This is a genomic window from Vibrio sp. V04_P4A5T148 (assembly GCF_963875605.1).
Lineage (GTDB): Bacteria > Pseudomonadota > Gammaproteobacteria > Enterobacterales > Vibrionaceae > Vibrio > Vibrio anguillarum.
Window position 1 is genome coordinate 87451 of record NZ_CAWNMS010000058.1, and the last position, 13288, is coordinate 100738.

A 13288-nucleotide genomic window follows, 5' to 3' on the forward strand; every position below is an offset into this window, starting at 1 on the left:
AACTGGATAACTAATCATGCTGACTTAAAGCCGAACACAACTCTTCATTGATCGCATACGTTCGGCTTGAATAACGACTGGAAATCTTTCGTTCACTTTTACATTCGACATAACTAGAAACATTAGATTTAGTTTGGCCGAATGTTACGATCGTTAGTAGAGGCGCAATAACAACAAATATCAGTATCCCCACTTTGTTGACATTGCCGATATTTATTGAAAGGTGAAACATGTCTTTTAAGTAATAAATCGTCAGATAAGTACAGATAAGTAAACCACTATAACTCGCCCAAACATTCAACAAGCCGTCCACCTTTATCACTGAATTGGTTGAGAATGCTGAACCTATTTGTTCATAAATCTGAAAATAAGCTAGCCCCCCCAGCAACCCCAAAAAGATGACTCTTAAGTAGTTCATTGAAAATATTCCTTAACTGCTTCAGTAATCGTTTCTGAATAACCGTTACTTTCATCAACTACATCTAATGCGTTGCCAAGTATAAATGACGCTGCCGCAAACGTCATTCCACTGAATAAAACACCAACTGTTGTTGGTACTACAACAGCGGTGAACAACGCAGCTCCTACCAGTGATATAAATCCTTTAGCTAAATCGCTAGCCGTATTGACTCCAAGCTCTGCCAACGTCGCCTCATCACGTAAAATGTAATCGGCAGCATTAATTCCCACCGCAAACGCGATTTCAATACCTGCGTTAAACCGAACATACCGAACTGCACCTTTGAGATCGTTCAAACCGAGTCCAGCTTGAACCACTTTTGGATTACTTGCTCCCCACTTATTTCCTTGCATTAAGGTTTGTTGATGACGACGAAAATCACGAATAATCACCCAGTCTTGACCATGAATGTTTTTCGTTGATGATTTAACACCGAGCCCACCCAGCCCTTTTGCAGTAGCGTAAGCTTCCGCTGTTCCTTTAGCTAAATCACTATAAGACTTAGTGGTGCCTATCGTTTCTTTCCCACCTAAATTGCTGTATAGCTCTTGGGCTTCCTCCAACGACAGCACCGCGATACTCACTATCGGTTTCACATACTCTATCTGGATGTCTTTCTTACCTTCTGGCGCTAAAGGGTTATAAGGTGGCCAATACATATTTTCTGCGGCGATCTGTGGTTTATTGCGTGCTTGCACCTCGGCAAACGCTCTATCATTGGCCTCCAGATTCGCTTTTCGCTGTGCTTCCAGCCTTTCTTTGGTGGTTTTTCTCGAAGGCTCAGGTGGTGTAACACTCCGAGTCATGGGCATAGCAGATCCCAATGATGCAAAATTTTTGGCTTCAGCCATTCTTAGAGCGGCAGCACTCTTGTCCCAATCTCTCTGCATTTGGCAAGAGCCGCATTTACAGAGCTCTGGATTTTGACCCACAGGACATTTGTACAGTTTATTTTTATCAAACATATCGTATATAGGCATTGAAGATCTCCTGACTGACATTGAATTCCATTTTCGCATGATAACCTTAAAAATCGACAGGCAAAAATTTGCCCGCTGCCCACTTTATTATTTATGTGTCCTCAATAAATAAGACTGGATGGTATGGTGTGCCAGAGTTAGTGTCGTGGTCTCGTTCATTGCAGGGGATACAACATGTTAACGATTGCACCTGGGGCACAAAAGCTTGTACAAACGATCGCAACCTATTCGCGTTATGGCGCGGTAAAACCACACATCATTGCCGCGCAACACCCCGAATACAGTGAACATCATATTGCTTTTGTACTGGAGCAGCTCGCACAAGTGCCATTCGCCGATTTACACCACCTGATTAAAAACACTAACAACTGTATATAATGACAGTATTAATGGTGATAAACTCTCTTGGTGTTTTGATGCCTTGAGTACCTGAGACCCAGAGCCTTTTAATAAAGGAATTGGAGAGGAAGCAGCAAAACGCCGCCAGCTTTAATTCGTTATGGCTGGCGGCTTCACTCGCTCTTTGTATTCAAGGCTCTTGCAACAGGAGATTAGAATGCACCAACACACTCTGCACGATGGTCGTGCAACCCTCATTCATGCCGACTGTTTAACTTACCTTAAAAAACTTGAAGACAATTCTGTGGATCTGATTTTAACCGACCCGCCATACTTCCAAGTTAAACGTCAAGCCTGGGATAACCAGTGGCCAGATGTCACTTCATTTTTAGCGTGGCTAGATGAGGTACTACTCGAATTCTGGCGAGTACTTAAACCTTCAGGAAGCCTTTATTTGTTCTGTGGTTCAAAACTTGCCAGTGACACGGAACTTCTCATCAGAAATCGTTTTGAAATGTTTAACCATATCATCTGGGCTAAACCATCAGGCCCATGGCGCAGAATGCACAAGCCTGATTTGCGTATGTTCTTCCCGGCAACCGAGCGTATCTTGTTTGCTGGCCACTATAATGCTGAAGGTTATGCAAAAGGCTGCTCAGGTTATGCCTCTCAGTGCAGCGAGTTAAAGAAACAAGTGTTCAAACCATTGATGGATTATTTTATTGAGGCTCGTCAACAGCTCGGAGTGACAGCGAAAGAAATCAATGAGGCTACAGGCACTCAAATGTGTTCACACTGGTTTAGTGAAAGCCAGTGGACATTACCAAGCAAAGAGCAGTACCAGAAGCTGCAACGGCTCTTTGCCAACAAAAAAGGGCTGTTGGCCAAAACACATGGCGAACTGGTAGAAGAGTATGATGCCTTAAAAAACAGCTATCAAAGTTTGGTTTTGGAATACGATGATCTAAAAGCCCAATACGAACATTTACGCCGCCCGTTCTCTGTCACCAGTGAGGTGCCTTATACGGATGTATGGCAGTTTGCTCCTGTGCAATATTATCCTGGTAAACATCCTTGTGAGAAACCGCAAGACTTACTGCAACATATCATCACCGCCAGCAGTCGTGAGAACGATGTGGTGCTCGATGCATTTATGGGCAGTGGCTCAACCGGTAAGGCTTGTTTGAGTTTGAATCGACGTTTTATCGGTATTGAAATGGAAGAGGAAACATTTGAACAAGCGTTGGCGTCGATAAAAAATATTAAATGTTAGTCCGCAACTTAAAAGAAAAGGCGCTTGATTGCGCCTTTGTTACCTTCAATAGTCATCTAATTGCCACTGGCATATTTTAGCCAATACGAGACCTGATATTCCTGAACTTCGCATAACTCACTCAGATGCTTGATAACTGTACAGCAAAGTTGGTGGGTATCTGACTCAAGATATGAAGGTTCCAAGCGGCACATCAAATGGCCACCAACAGAAATCAAGTTAATGAATCGACCAACTAAATCGGTCGTTTTCATTGAGTCGTGTTCAATGACTTCACTCAGTATGGCGAGATGGCAAAATACATCTCGGCTGGTATCCGTTGCGTGTTTACCATTACATGTGTGATCAATAAACTCGGATAACGTATCAACTAGGTTACGATACAGTTCATTGTTGTATTTCATAATTCCCCTGAAAATTACATCCACATACGTGGTGAGTTTGAAATCCCTAAGCGCTGTTCTGCTTCGTAAACCCTATTCGCATATGCTGCCTTAGCCGCAGCTTTGCTAGGATAAGATTTGGTATTTCCATCGACATCAATCACTTCGTATGAGATAGATAATACCATTCCATTGGCGTCAAGCTCTTCGACAAGAACAAGACTGCAACCGTGTTCGGGTGGTAGTAAAAGTGTTCTTCGCGCCATTTAATTTTCCCTCAATTCATAAAGATATAGCCATTAAACAATACATCACTTCTGGTTTCTAGTTGTACAACCATTCGTCCGCTTCGTTGAACATTTCTTCTAAAATCTCGTGGGCTTTCTCCTTGTTGTCTTTATTCTTGTCCATAATCTCAAGGTGATTATTTTCACCCTTACGTATACGAATCCGAACATCAGGATTAAGTACCGATAAGCGCCTTTGAATTTCCGGTTCAATCAAAGAGAACTTGTCTTTTGGTAAACCATCCGCTTTAACGATCATTTCAACACGCATAACAAACCTCGCCTCGAATTATACTGTATAGATAAACAGTATAATTATTTTTAGCCGAGGTCAACATGATCCATATCCTTCCATAGATCATCCATCACATCGTGGAGGGTTTGTTTGAGTTGTGGGGTCATATCTCGAAGTGCTGCCACTAAAGTTTGAGCCATCACATCCGGTTCGGTACTGGCGGATTCAATCTGAATGACGGGAGCAAAACTGACCTCAACGGTCGCTGGTGGTTGATTGATGATGGCTCTTGATTGAGCGCTTGCTGACTGTACGGTTTGTTCAACCTGGGCAACGGCTTGCTGGTTAACTTTATCGTCTCCACCATTGAAAACGTCATACAGCCAGCCTGCAATTTCATCACCTGCAATCGAGCCACCTATTGTTCCAGGGAGTGCGCCCACACCACCAAATAAGGCACCAGTCAGTCCACCAAGTCCACCGCCTACGGTAGAGCCGATACTACGCCAAACGCCTTCGGTATCACCATCCATTGCACTCATTCCGATGGATGCAGCGTTGAGCGCTGTACCAATAACAGGAAGCTTTTTGAGAACACCTTTACCACCACCTAATGCCTTTTGGCCTGCTGTAGACCAAAAGCTCGGTCCTTTGGCAACGTTCGCCACAGGCTCTGCTGCAGATTTGGTAAACAGCCCACTAAACATACCCGCAGGTTTGAAAGCACCTTGAGATCCCATTGCCGTGCCGAGAATTTTACCGACAGCTTTTTTACCTAACCGGCTTAAAAGTAAGCCGCCAAATGCAGCGGTTCCAACAGCTCCAGCAAGACCAGCGTAACCTAATGCGGAGTTATCGTTCATCGCTCCAGTAGTAGAGCCTGTTACATTAGAAACCGCATTCCCTAAGCCATCAAACTTATCAATTAATTTGGCTGCACTGTTAGATACGGTATCAGTCATTGAATTGAATGATTGTGTGGCTTTGTCTATGGATGTGGATATGCCTTTCGCAGCATCATCAAGTGAGTCCACACCTTCAAATACTTTAGCGCCTTCTTGCATCCCTTGCTGCATTGCATTTAAGCCTTTGGTGCCAATATCCTCAGACATAATGGTGCCACCAATCGCTTCAAGAATTGGTTTAACTGCGGCGGCATCTGTTTGGCTTACACTATTGACCAATGCCAACAATGCAGCATAGTTATTACCAGGAGCGGTTCCAGTTGCCACGTCATTGCGAACTCGGTAAGCGGCCTCCTTTATACGGTTGCGTAAATCGACATCCTCAATTGCATCAACGGTTCCTGCTTTGTCACCTTCACCAACAAGCTTGGCAAACTCACCTTCATCACTGAAACGAGCCATAAAAGATTCTTTGAATGAGTCCCCAACCTTATCAGTGTTCCAAACGCCTGCTTGACGTGCCCGAACGATGGAAGCTGCAAATTGGTCGAATGAAATCTTATCGCCAAGCAAAGGTGAGTATTCAGCAAAGGTGTCGAGTAAATCCCCGTTAGCATCACCAACCATTGAGCTGGTGGCGTAGAGTTTATTCGCCGCTTCCTCAATGCTGATACCAAAGCCTTTTGAAATATTGGCAAGTGCTCGAACGGTTTCAGGGGATGAATAGTCAGGGAAGATCTTTTGCAACTGGATAGTCGCTTTCGTTAGTGCCTGAGTGTCTTCTTCGCCCAAGTTCTGCTGCTTGGCTAACGCTTGAGCTGCAAATATGCTCTCCTGGTCTGCTCCATACATGCGAATTAAGTCTGTACGGAATTGACGTTGGGATGCTGATTGTACCTCCTCAAGTGAATAGCTACTGCGAGCAGCGAGAAGGCGCTCATTTCTTGCCTTATCGTTGCCTGCCCAAGCAAGTCCTGCTGAAGCCATAGCGCCGCCAGCAATCGTGCCTATCTTCTCTATATGCTGTAGAGCACTCCCTTGTTGCTTTAGTCCTTGGTTCGTTTTTTGGATTTCAGCTTGCAGTCGTCTTTCTTCCTGAGCGATGTTATTAACATCGACGCCCGTATTTTTAAGTGTTCGTCCAAGCCGCTCCAGCTCACGCTCTTGGGCTGTGATTGCTTTTTTGTTTTTGGTTTCTTGTTGATTCAATTCCTTCAGAGCGTTTTCGGCTTTCTTAAATGCATCAACATCAGCGGTGGTTTTCTGTAGCTGCTTAAACTCTCGCTCCAGCTTTTTCGACTCATTCTCAATCTTCTTTGACTGCTGCGTAAAGGCGTCTTTAACCCCAACAATGAGTTCTAATGCGTACCCGCTGTTATTACTTGTTGCCATGGTTAAAGACCTCTATGAAGTAGTTGTATTGCGCCCAATCGGTATTCATTAGCTCTCCGACAGAGACAATGCCTATTTTCTTATTCGTCAGTAGGTGAAAGGATTGGTCAAAGATTCTCGATTTGATTCGAGCGAGATTCAGCTCTTTCCCATCAAGTGAGCCAGATTGATGTGCTCTTCGTACGGCAGGTTAATGAGCATATCGACAGGAACGACCACTTCACTTTTCATGCTGAGGTTCGTAAGCTTTCCGTGTTCATCTCGCTTCTCATCAGTACGCTCACCAAACACCAAAATGCTCGATGCAATGTGCGCGGTGATGGCATCGTTTGACTCAAACCCGTATTGCTCTTTGGTGAAGCGTACTGCTTCAATTCGGTCTTTCACCAGCGCTTTACGAACCCGTTTCGCACAATTGAGTTCCATGCCGCCAAAGTGGATTGGGGTATTCAAAATACAGAGTTCAAATTCCATCATTGCTCGTGCAATGTCTTCCAACGTAAAAACCTTAGCTTCCGGTTTCAAGGCGGTTTCAACGGTGTTTTTAGTTTTATTTTCAGTGCTCATGACTCAGTCTCGATGTGAGTTATTCAGAGCCTGCATTGTGTCTTTATATAACACTGTCATCTGCCGAACGGAAATTAAGTTCTCGATGCTCGATATCCTGTAACCACTGGATAAACGAGACGTGATGATGCTTCCCAAAATCTTAAAGCAAGACATTCGACTAAGAACATTAAGCTGCCTGACTACCGAGGAAATGAACGATCTTCGCTCAGCTATTAAAGGGTTGCAGGTGCTTGATATTGACCATGTGCATGAGTCATATCTGCCATGGCTAGCTTGGTGGTTTCGTGTTGATACCTGGGATGATGCTTGGAGCGTCGAAAGAAAACGGGAAATCGTTAAAGATGCTCTGGCTCTCTACAAGTACAAAGGCACGATTTGGGCAGTAGAGCGAGCACTAAGCCTGACAGGCTTTGACCCTAAACTGACGGTATGGCACAAAATGCAGCCTCTGGGTACAAAAGGCACGTTCTTGGTTGAAGCAACTCAAGAGCAAGGCGGTCTGACTCAAAAGGATTACGAAAATGTAGTTACTTTAGTAGAAAGTAATAAACAAGGCTCCCAACACTGGAACATGATTGTGCGAAATCCCATAAGCCGTGGTGGACTCTATGCAGGTATACGGACTCGCAGCCGTAAAAGAATAACCGTAACTCTAATGGATTAATTATATGACCAATGAAGCTTTAAAATCAGCGGTGCTCACGCATGTAGGGATGGCAAAATTAGACGCTGCATACCAAGCGGGTACGAAAGTGAATATCGTTGAGATGGCTTTGGGAAACTCGAATCTTGAGTACGTGATACCCGACCCAACGTTTACACAACTGGTCAATGAATTTGGCCGTCAGGTTATCAATGAGGGTAATACAACGGAGAGCTGGATCAATGCCCTTGTCTATGTAGACAGCGTACGATTTGCAGGAGAGACCATTCTTGAGTTTGGCTTGTATGATGATGAAGGAGACTTGATTGTCTACAGTTCCTACACTCCAAGTTTAGTGCCATCACTTGAGCAGGCTTACATCCAGCTTGAAATCGAGTGCTCCGTTGATTTGTATAATGCATCCGTGGTCACTATTGAAGTCACCCCCATTTATCCTCAAGCTACAGAGCTAGAGCGGGGAATCGCTAAAATCGCAACGAACGCTCAAGTTGTTGAGGGCACGAATGATAATACGTTCTTAACCATTAAGAAGTTTCTTTACGCGCTCGATGTTGCTCACGTTATGGACAGGTTGGTTAACAACTTGTGGCTTAAGTTTGCGGCGAAAATCTTTCCAGTAGGTGGGGCTATTCCATGGTTTACCGATGTCGCACCCGAAGGATTTGGTATGTTTAAAGGTCAGGCATTTGACGTCAATGTGTATACCGAATTGGCTAAGGTATTTCCTAACGGCATTATCCCGGACATGCGTGGTTGTGGTGTAATTGGTAAAGAGGACGGAGAAGCAGTAGGTGCTTATGAAGAGGGTCAAGTGAAAAACCACGGGCACCCAAATTCAACGGTAAGCAGTATTGATTTAGGATCTAAAAATACCGCGAATGGTGGTAATCACACCCACTTCTCAGGCATCGCGGCTTTTGGTGGTGGTTCTCACCGTTACCAAACTGACGTAAATGGATCTGGTGGAAATATTAATACTAGCGCTGCAGGTAATCACTACCACTCTATCCCAATGGGATCTCACGCCCATGCTGTCACAATTGCACTGTTTGGTGCATTGAAAAATACGATCAACCATCGCAAAATTAACTGGATTGTAAGGCTCGCATAATGGAAACCTTCTTTAGTACATCTAAAACCGTTAACGTTTCACGCATGACTCGAGACGGTTGGTGGATTGAGAACACCGTAGAGCACGTAGTAAAAGGCACTGCGTTAGGCTCTGATTTTACTCAAAATATATACACACCATCAACGCCCAGCATGATTGCTCGTTACGACCGTGAATTAGATGCATGGTCTGATGAGATAGAAGATATGACCTGGAAAGAGTATTACAACGAGAATGGCCAACGATTTGTCGTTGGCTCTCCCAATGGGCAGTATCCAGAAAGCGCGATTCTTCTGGCTCCGCCGGAATATGATGCAGATATTCAAACCGTTTTGTATCAAAATGAGCAGTGGGTAATTTACGATATCCTCATTGGCCAGAAGTTTTACGACGAATATGGACAACAATTTATAGTCTCAGATTATAATTTTGAGTTACCAGATAAGCATACGTGGGAAGAGCCGCTACAGGCTGAAGATGGTTATGCGGTAAAACTCATTAATGGGCAATGGCAGTCCTTTATCGATCATCGCAACAAAGTCGCTTATGCCAAAGATCGTGATGAGGATGAAAACTACCTGATTGAAGAGCTTGGAGAACTACCTGAAACGCACACTCTGATAGAGCCTGAACTCTATGATTCTTGGCTTGATGGCATTTGGCAATACGACGTTAAACGCCACTACCCATTTAAAGCGTCAGAAGAAAGACAATGGCGTAATAGTGAATTAGCTAACGTATTGGATCGTATTGACCAGTACGAAAAAGACCAAGCTTATCCTGTTGAGCTCCGCACCTCACCAATTAAAGCAGAAGCAGATTATTTAAGATTACTTCAGGACAGAAAAGCTCTAAGTGATTACCCAGAGTCGATTGATTTCCCATTTGGCGAACGTCCAATGTTGTTTACATTGAAATAAATATCAAACGAGGGAGAAACATAGCTTGAAGGCGCGAAACTATCGCGTCTTTTTTATTTTCGTTACGCACTCACATTATTCAATTTTAATGTGGCTATATTTCGTTAAATTTCGCTTTGTTCCGCTTAATCTCGCATTGAAAAGTGTTTTAACTATTACGTTTAGAATGTTTTAATGCTCGCTCGCCGCTGTCAGCTGGCACCCAAGGGTTACGAAAGAAACTGTTTCCCACGCTAAAATCGAGCCGTTTGCTCATCGGCAAATTGGCCGCAGGAAGCGAGTAAGCATTCGGCCCAGCTTTGGTTGTACTGGTTTTGCCACCCGATTTCACCTCATCGGCATAAACGGGGTTGGCAAACAAGGTTAGGAGCGCGACGGTAAAAAACGATCTCATTGGGCTTTTCTCAACATCTTTATTCAGTGTAAACGTGGAAAAGGGCTCATCTGAGCCCTTGGATCTTTCATCTTATTATTAGAATTCGTGGTCTGCAGTATCTGGATTAAGGTTATCAATCCCAATCACTGAAGCGGTACGTTCTATCGAAGCGGTTTGAGCCACTAAAGCCATAATGGCTCCATTGACTATCGCGTTGCCTTGAGGATTGTTAGCCGCGATCAATTGATCGAAATGCTGATTATCTTTTTCAGCCGACGTGACTAATTTACCGACTTCAGCGCGCGCACTGTCAAACTGCTTTTGAATCTCTTTGGCTGCTTGTGCATCCTTTTGTGCCACTAAATCATTCAGGCTTGGGCCTGTTAGTACCTTTCCGTCTTGACGCTGGTAAGAACCCGTATAAAGGTTGTAAATACCTTGTTCATTATAGTAATGAGAGTTATGGGTATTATCCGAGAAACAATCGTGCTCATCTTCAGTCGAGTTTGCTTCTAGCGCCACTTTCATACGCTCGCCCGCTAATTCGCCCAGTGATAAAGACCCCATACCAAATAGCATCTTACGCAAACCATTGTCTGCTGATTCCGCAAGTAATTCGTGACGGTAATTGGCTTTTTCATCCGCAGACCACTGTTTTTCCATCCATGCCAAATCTTGCACGAGCAGTTGAGCAGCCGCTTTTAAGTATTGAGCACGGCGATCACAATGGTTATTAGTACATTCGCTACCCACGACAAAATCCGTGTAAGCACGAGCACCGGCTCCCGCATTGGTGCCATTTAAATCTTGGCCCCACAGTAGGAACTCAATGGCATGATAACCTGAAGCGACGTTAGCTTCAGAGCCACCGATTTCGTTTAAGCTGGCAATCAGCTCTGGTGTGATAGTGGAGACATCAATCGTTGTCGCACCAATTTTCAACGTTTGGTTGGCAATGATGTTGGCGCTGGCGCCTTCATTGCCCAGTTCATATTGGTAATCGGTAGCGACGTAGTCAATCAGCCCTTCATCAAGAGGCCAAGCATTGAGTTGTCCTTCCCAATCGTCAACAACGGCATTGCCAAAACGGAAGACTTCGGACTGCTGGTAAGGCACTCGCGATGCTAACCACGCTTGTTTCACCTCTTCCAATTTAGCCGCCGAGGGTGTCATCAAGAACTGATCGATTGATTTTTCTAATGATTGAGCGGTCGTCAGCGAATCAGCAAACACGGCATGGGCAATATTGGCATAATGTTCGACCACCTGCTCCTTAGTGACGGTAGCCGCAAATGACGCACTACTTGCGATGGCAAGTGAGGCCGCAATTGACTGAATAAGAAGCGTGTTAACTTTCATGGGAGCATCCTTGTTGAGGCGATTTGAGCGTTATCTTATGGTAGTGCTAATTATTATCATTTGCACTTTTAGTCGCCGATAATACAAATTATCCATTTTTTTGCAAGGTAAAAACGCCAAAAACCTCACCGAAATGAGGTTTTTGGCTGTCATCTATAAGTCTGAATTATAGTTTTAAGTTGTGTTTGCCATGGGAAACTTTGGCCTTGAGGTAATTTTCATTACCCGACTTAATATGTGCCGCGGTATTCACGACCTCTACAATTTCAATACCATGCTCCTTCAGCTCACGACTTTTTTTAGGGTTATTAGTGACTAAGCGAATCTTGGTCACATTTAACGCTTTCAACATCTGCGCCGCTTCAGTGAAATCACGCAGGTCGTCACCAAAGCCAAGATGATTATTGGCTTCATAGGTATTCATCCCCGCACTTTGTAAGCGATAGGCATCAATTTTGTTGTACAGACCAATGCCTCGACCTTCTTGACGCAAATAGAGGATAATGCCGCCAACTTCGCCCATTTTATTAATGGTTTCTTCTAATTGTTCACCACAATCACAGCGTGATGAGTGAAAAACATCGCCCGTTAAACACTCTGAATGCATACGGACTAAAGGAGTTTCCTGAGTAACGTCAGCGGATTTAAAAATGACCGCAACATGTTCTTTGTCTGTTTTCAGTCCTCTAAAAGAGAGTATTTCGGCGTCAATATTGCTTTTTAGACCGACTTTGAAATCCACTCTGGCTCGTACTTCCGCCATATCTACACTCACTTGAATAATTGCTTGTTGCAATGCTGAATTGATTTGCATTCGAATTGACCCATTGATGACATAACTATGGGGATAGATACTCCCCTTTTCAATAAAAAGATCACTTGCTGAGAAATGTTATAATATAACAATTTTCAGCAATCAAAAGAAAAAATCTCACCGCTTCACGTTATCTTGTTCGGTTCAAAGACAAAACACGTTGATTATTAGACTATATTCCATAGTCAGGACTCACACTCAACATCCAAAATAAGGAAAAATCATGCTGATAGGTTTCGACATTGGTGGCACCAAAATTGAAATTTGCGTACTGGATAAATCAGGAAACACCCTCTTTAAACACCGAACCCCTACCCCACATGAGTACGAGCTTTTTCTAAGCACCTTATGTCAACTGGTTGCAATGGCCGAAAGCGAAACGCAAACTCACTGCCAAATCGGGATTGGACTTCCCGGAGCCATCAGCCCAGCGACAGGGCTTATCAAAAATGCCAATTGCACTTTTTTAAATGGTCGAGATTTAAAAGCCGATCTGTGCGCTCGCCTGCAACGCAATGTTGTTATTGCCAATGATGCCAATTGCTTTGCGCTGTCTGAAGCGGTCGATGGTGCCGCCAAAGATGGTAACGTAGTCTTTGGCGCGATTTTGGGCACAGGTTGCGGCGGCGGTATTGTAATCAACAAGCAGGTATTGGTCGGTGCGAACGCCGTATGCGGTGAGTGGGGGCACAATCCGCTGCCAAGTTTTACCAATGAACGTGATGGGCCTAATCGCCACTGTTATTGCGGACGCGATAACTGCATTGAACTCTTTATCTCCGGTTCTGGCTTAACAAAGAGTGCTCAGTTGATTGGTCAACAAGAGTGGAATGCAGCCGAAATAATCACTCGCTACCAGCAGCAAGACCCACAAGCAACAAAGCTTTATCAACAATTGATTGATCAAATGGCGCGCAGCTTTGCTTGCATCGTTAATGTGTTGGATCCTGATGTGATAGTGCTTGGCGGAGGATTATCAAACGTAGCATCGCTGTATGTTGATCTACCTCGGGCAACAGCGAACTACGTTTTTTCTGATAGTGCACAGATTGTGTTTACCCAAGCGAAATATGGTGACAGCAGCGGCATCCGTGGTGCAGCTTGGCTAGGTTTGAACTAGCAGAAAGTGATTAAAGTCACAACTTTAGTCATCGAAAAATTAAGTAAAGCAAGTGTTTTACATATTAAATGACTGATATTTAAAACATACACTCCTAATT

At 44.1% G+C, this 13288-nt stretch carries 15 protein-coding genes and 1 pseudogene; 6 read left to right on the forward strand and 10 right to left on the reverse strand.

Annotation, left to right across the window (positions count from 1 at the left end):
* Window positions 1-10 precede the first annotated feature (10 nt).
* Together AACT18_RS12610 and AACT18_RS12615 are read right to left on the reverse strand one after the other, a co-directional pair.
* Window positions 11-418: a hypothetical protein gene (locus AACT18_RS12610; RefSeq protein WP_064626347.1), complete on the reverse strand. Its 408-nt coding sequence runs from the start codon at window positions 416-418 to the stop codon at window positions 11-13.
* On the reverse strand, window positions 415-1440 hold the full coding sequence (locus AACT18_RS12615) for a hypothetical protein (RefSeq protein WP_237666625.1): 1026 nt from the start codon (window positions 1438-1440) through the stop codon (window positions 415-417). The genes AACT18_RS12610 and AACT18_RS12615 overlap by 4 nt, the downstream gene beginning before the upstream one ends.
* Before the next feature lie 174 nt (window positions 1441-1614).
* Here AACT18_RS12615 and AACT18_RS12620 point away from each other — a divergent pair, with 174 nt between their 5' ends.
* On the forward strand, window positions 1615-1818 hold the full coding sequence (locus tag AACT18_RS12620) for a hypothetical protein (RefSeq protein WP_094143075.1): 204 nt from the start codon (window positions 1615-1617) through the stop codon (window positions 1816-1818).
* 178 nt (window positions 1819-1996) lie between these two features.
* Entirely contained in the window at window positions 1997-3052 is a 1056-nt protein-coding gene (locus AACT18_RS12625) for a DNA-methyltransferase (protein WP_064626350.1), read from the forward strand.
* 56 nt (window positions 3053-3108) lie between these two features.
* Here AACT18_RS12625 and AACT18_RS12630 read toward each other — a convergent pair whose 3' ends face one another.
* From AACT18_RS12630 to AACT18_RS12650, 5 genes are all read right to left on the reverse strand, one after another.
* On the reverse strand, window positions 3109-3456 hold the full coding sequence (locus AACT18_RS12630; RefSeq protein ID WP_001900867.1) for a hypothetical protein: 348 nt from the start codon (window positions 3454-3456) through the stop codon (window positions 3109-3111).
* Window positions 3457-3470: 14 nt separating this feature from the next.
* Window positions 3471-3701, reverse strand: coding sequence for a hypothetical protein (locus AACT18_RS12635; protein WP_044144328.1), 231 nt, complete (start codon window positions 3699-3701; stop codon window positions 3471-3473).
* 58 nt (window positions 3702-3759) lie between these two features.
* Complete coding sequence (locus AACT18_RS12640; RefSeq protein WP_064626351.1) at window positions 3760-3993, reverse strand: DinI-like family protein; 234 nt, start codon at window positions 3991-3993, stop codon at window positions 3760-3762.
* A gap of 50 nt (window positions 3994-4043) precedes the next feature.
* Window positions 4044-6254 (reverse strand): phage tail tape measure protein, encoded by a 2211-nt coding sequence (locus tag AACT18_RS12645; RefSeq protein WP_094143073.1) that lies wholly within the window; start codon window positions 6252-6254, stop codon window positions 4044-4046.
* 138 nt (window positions 6255-6392) lie between these two features.
* Entirely contained in the window at window positions 6393-6821 is a 429-nt protein-coding gene (locus AACT18_RS12650; RefSeq protein WP_094143071.1) for a hypothetical protein, read from the reverse strand.
* Window positions 6822-6945: 124 nt separating this feature from the next.
* On the opposite strand from AACT18_RS12650, the gene AACT18_RS12655 reads away from it, so the two are divergent.
* Genes AACT18_RS12655 through AACT18_RS12665 form a run of 3 tightly spaced genes read left to right on the forward strand, consistent with a single transcriptional unit; the run spans window position 6946 to window position 9519 of the window.
* Window positions 6946-7488, forward strand: a complete 543-nt coding sequence (locus AACT18_RS12655; RefSeq protein ID WP_237666624.1) for a phage tail protein I — start codon at window positions 6946-6948, stop codon at window positions 7486-7488.
* Window positions 7489-7492: 4 nt separating this feature from the next.
* Window positions 7493-8599 carry a phage tail protein gene (locus AACT18_RS12660; RefSeq protein WP_094143069.1) on the forward strand — a complete coding sequence of 369 codons (1107 nt, stop codon included), beginning with the start codon at window positions 7493-7495 and terminating at the stop codon, window positions 8597-8599.
* Window positions 8599-9519 carry a hypothetical protein gene (locus tag AACT18_RS12665; protein WP_094143067.1) on the forward strand — a complete coding sequence of 307 codons (921 nt, stop codon included), beginning with the start codon at window positions 8599-8601 and terminating at the stop codon, window positions 9517-9519. Before AACT18_RS12660 ends, AACT18_RS12665 begins: the two co-directional genes overlap by 1 nt.
* A gap of 175 nt (window positions 9520-9694) precedes the next feature.
* Here the strand turns inward: AACT18_RS12665 and AACT18_RS12670 are convergent.
* The 3 genes and pseudogenes from AACT18_RS12670 to AACT18_RS12680 form a co-directional block, all read right to left on the reverse strand.
* Window positions 9695-9913: pseudogene (locus AACT18_RS12670) on the reverse strand (di-heme oxidoredictase family protein); the annotation flags it as partial.
* A gap of 78 nt (window positions 9914-9991) precedes the next feature.
* Window positions 9992-11254: an imelysin family protein gene (locus AACT18_RS12675; protein ID WP_047691824.1), complete on the reverse strand. Its 1263-nt coding sequence runs from the start codon at window positions 11252-11254 to the stop codon at window positions 9992-9994.
* A 166-nt stretch (window positions 11255-11420) separates the two neighbouring features.
* The gene (locus AACT18_RS12680; protein WP_013856740.1) at window positions 11421-12068 is read right to left on the reverse strand and encodes a GTP cyclohydrolase II; all 648 of its coding nucleotides are present in this window, start codon (window positions 12066-12068) and stop codon (window positions 11421-11423) included.
* A 223-nt stretch (window positions 12069-12291) separates the two neighbouring features.
* On the opposite strand from AACT18_RS12680, the gene AACT18_RS12685 reads away from it, so the two are divergent.
* Window positions 12292-13188 carry an ROK family protein gene (locus AACT18_RS12685; protein WP_017050566.1) on the forward strand — a complete coding sequence of 299 codons (897 nt, stop codon included), beginning with the start codon at window positions 12292-12294 and terminating at the stop codon, window positions 13186-13188.
* Window positions 13189-13288: the final 100 nt, after the last annotated feature.

Coding starts and splice junctions, on each gene's coding strand:
- AACT18_RS12625 (WP_064626350.1), top strand. CDS start 1,997: ATGCACCAACACACTCTGCACGATGGTCGTGCAACCCTCATTCATGCC.
- AACT18_RS12640 (WP_064626351.1), bottom strand. CDS start 3,993: ATGCGTGTTGAAATGATCGTTAAAGCGGATGGTTTACCAAAAGACAAG.
- AACT18_RS12615 (WP_237666625.1), bottom strand. CDS start 1,440: ATGCCTATATACGATATGTTTGATAAAAATAAACTGTACAAATGTCCT.
- AACT18_RS12675 (WP_047691824.1), bottom strand. CDS start 11,254: ATGAAAGTTAACACGCTTCTTATTCAGTCAATTGCGGCCTCACTTGCC.
- AACT18_RS12660 (WP_094143069.1), top strand. CDS start 7,493: ATGACCAATGAAGCTTTAAAATCAGCGGTGCTCACGCATGTAGGGATG.
- AACT18_RS12665 (WP_094143067.1), top strand. CDS start 8,599: ATGGAAACCTTCTTTAGTACATCTAAAACCGTTAACGTTTCACGCATG.
- AACT18_RS12685 (WP_017050566.1), top strand. CDS start 12,292: ATGCTGATAGGTTTCGACATTGGTGGCACCAAAATTGAAATTTGCGTA.
- AACT18_RS12655 (WP_237666624.1), top strand. CDS start 6,946: ATGATGCTTCCCAAAATCTTAAAGCAAGACATTCGACTAAGAACATTA.
- AACT18_RS12620 (WP_094143075.1), top strand. CDS start 1,615: ATGTTAACGATTGCACCTGGGGCACAAAAGCTTGTACAAACGATCGCA.
- AACT18_RS12635 (WP_044144328.1), bottom strand. CDS start 3,701: ATGGCGCGAAGAACACTTTTACTACCACCCGAACACGGTTGCAGTCTT.
- AACT18_RS12680 (WP_013856740.1), bottom strand. CDS start 12,068: ATGCAAATCAATTCAGCATTGCAACAAGCAATTATTCAAGTGAGTGTA.
- AACT18_RS12650 (WP_094143071.1), bottom strand. CDS start 6,821: ATGAGCACTGAAAATAAAACTAAAAACACCGTTGAAACCGCCTTGAAA.
- AACT18_RS12630 (WP_001900867.1), bottom strand. CDS start 3,456: ATGAAATACAACAATGAACTGTATCGTAACCTAGTTGATACGTTATCC.
- AACT18_RS12645 (WP_094143073.1), bottom strand. CDS start 6,254: ATGGCAACAAGTAATAACAGCGGGTACGCATTAGAACTCATTGTTGGG.
- AACT18_RS12610 (WP_064626347.1), bottom strand. CDS start 418: ATGAACTACTTAAGAGTCATCTTTTTGGGGTTGCTGGGGGGGCTAGCT.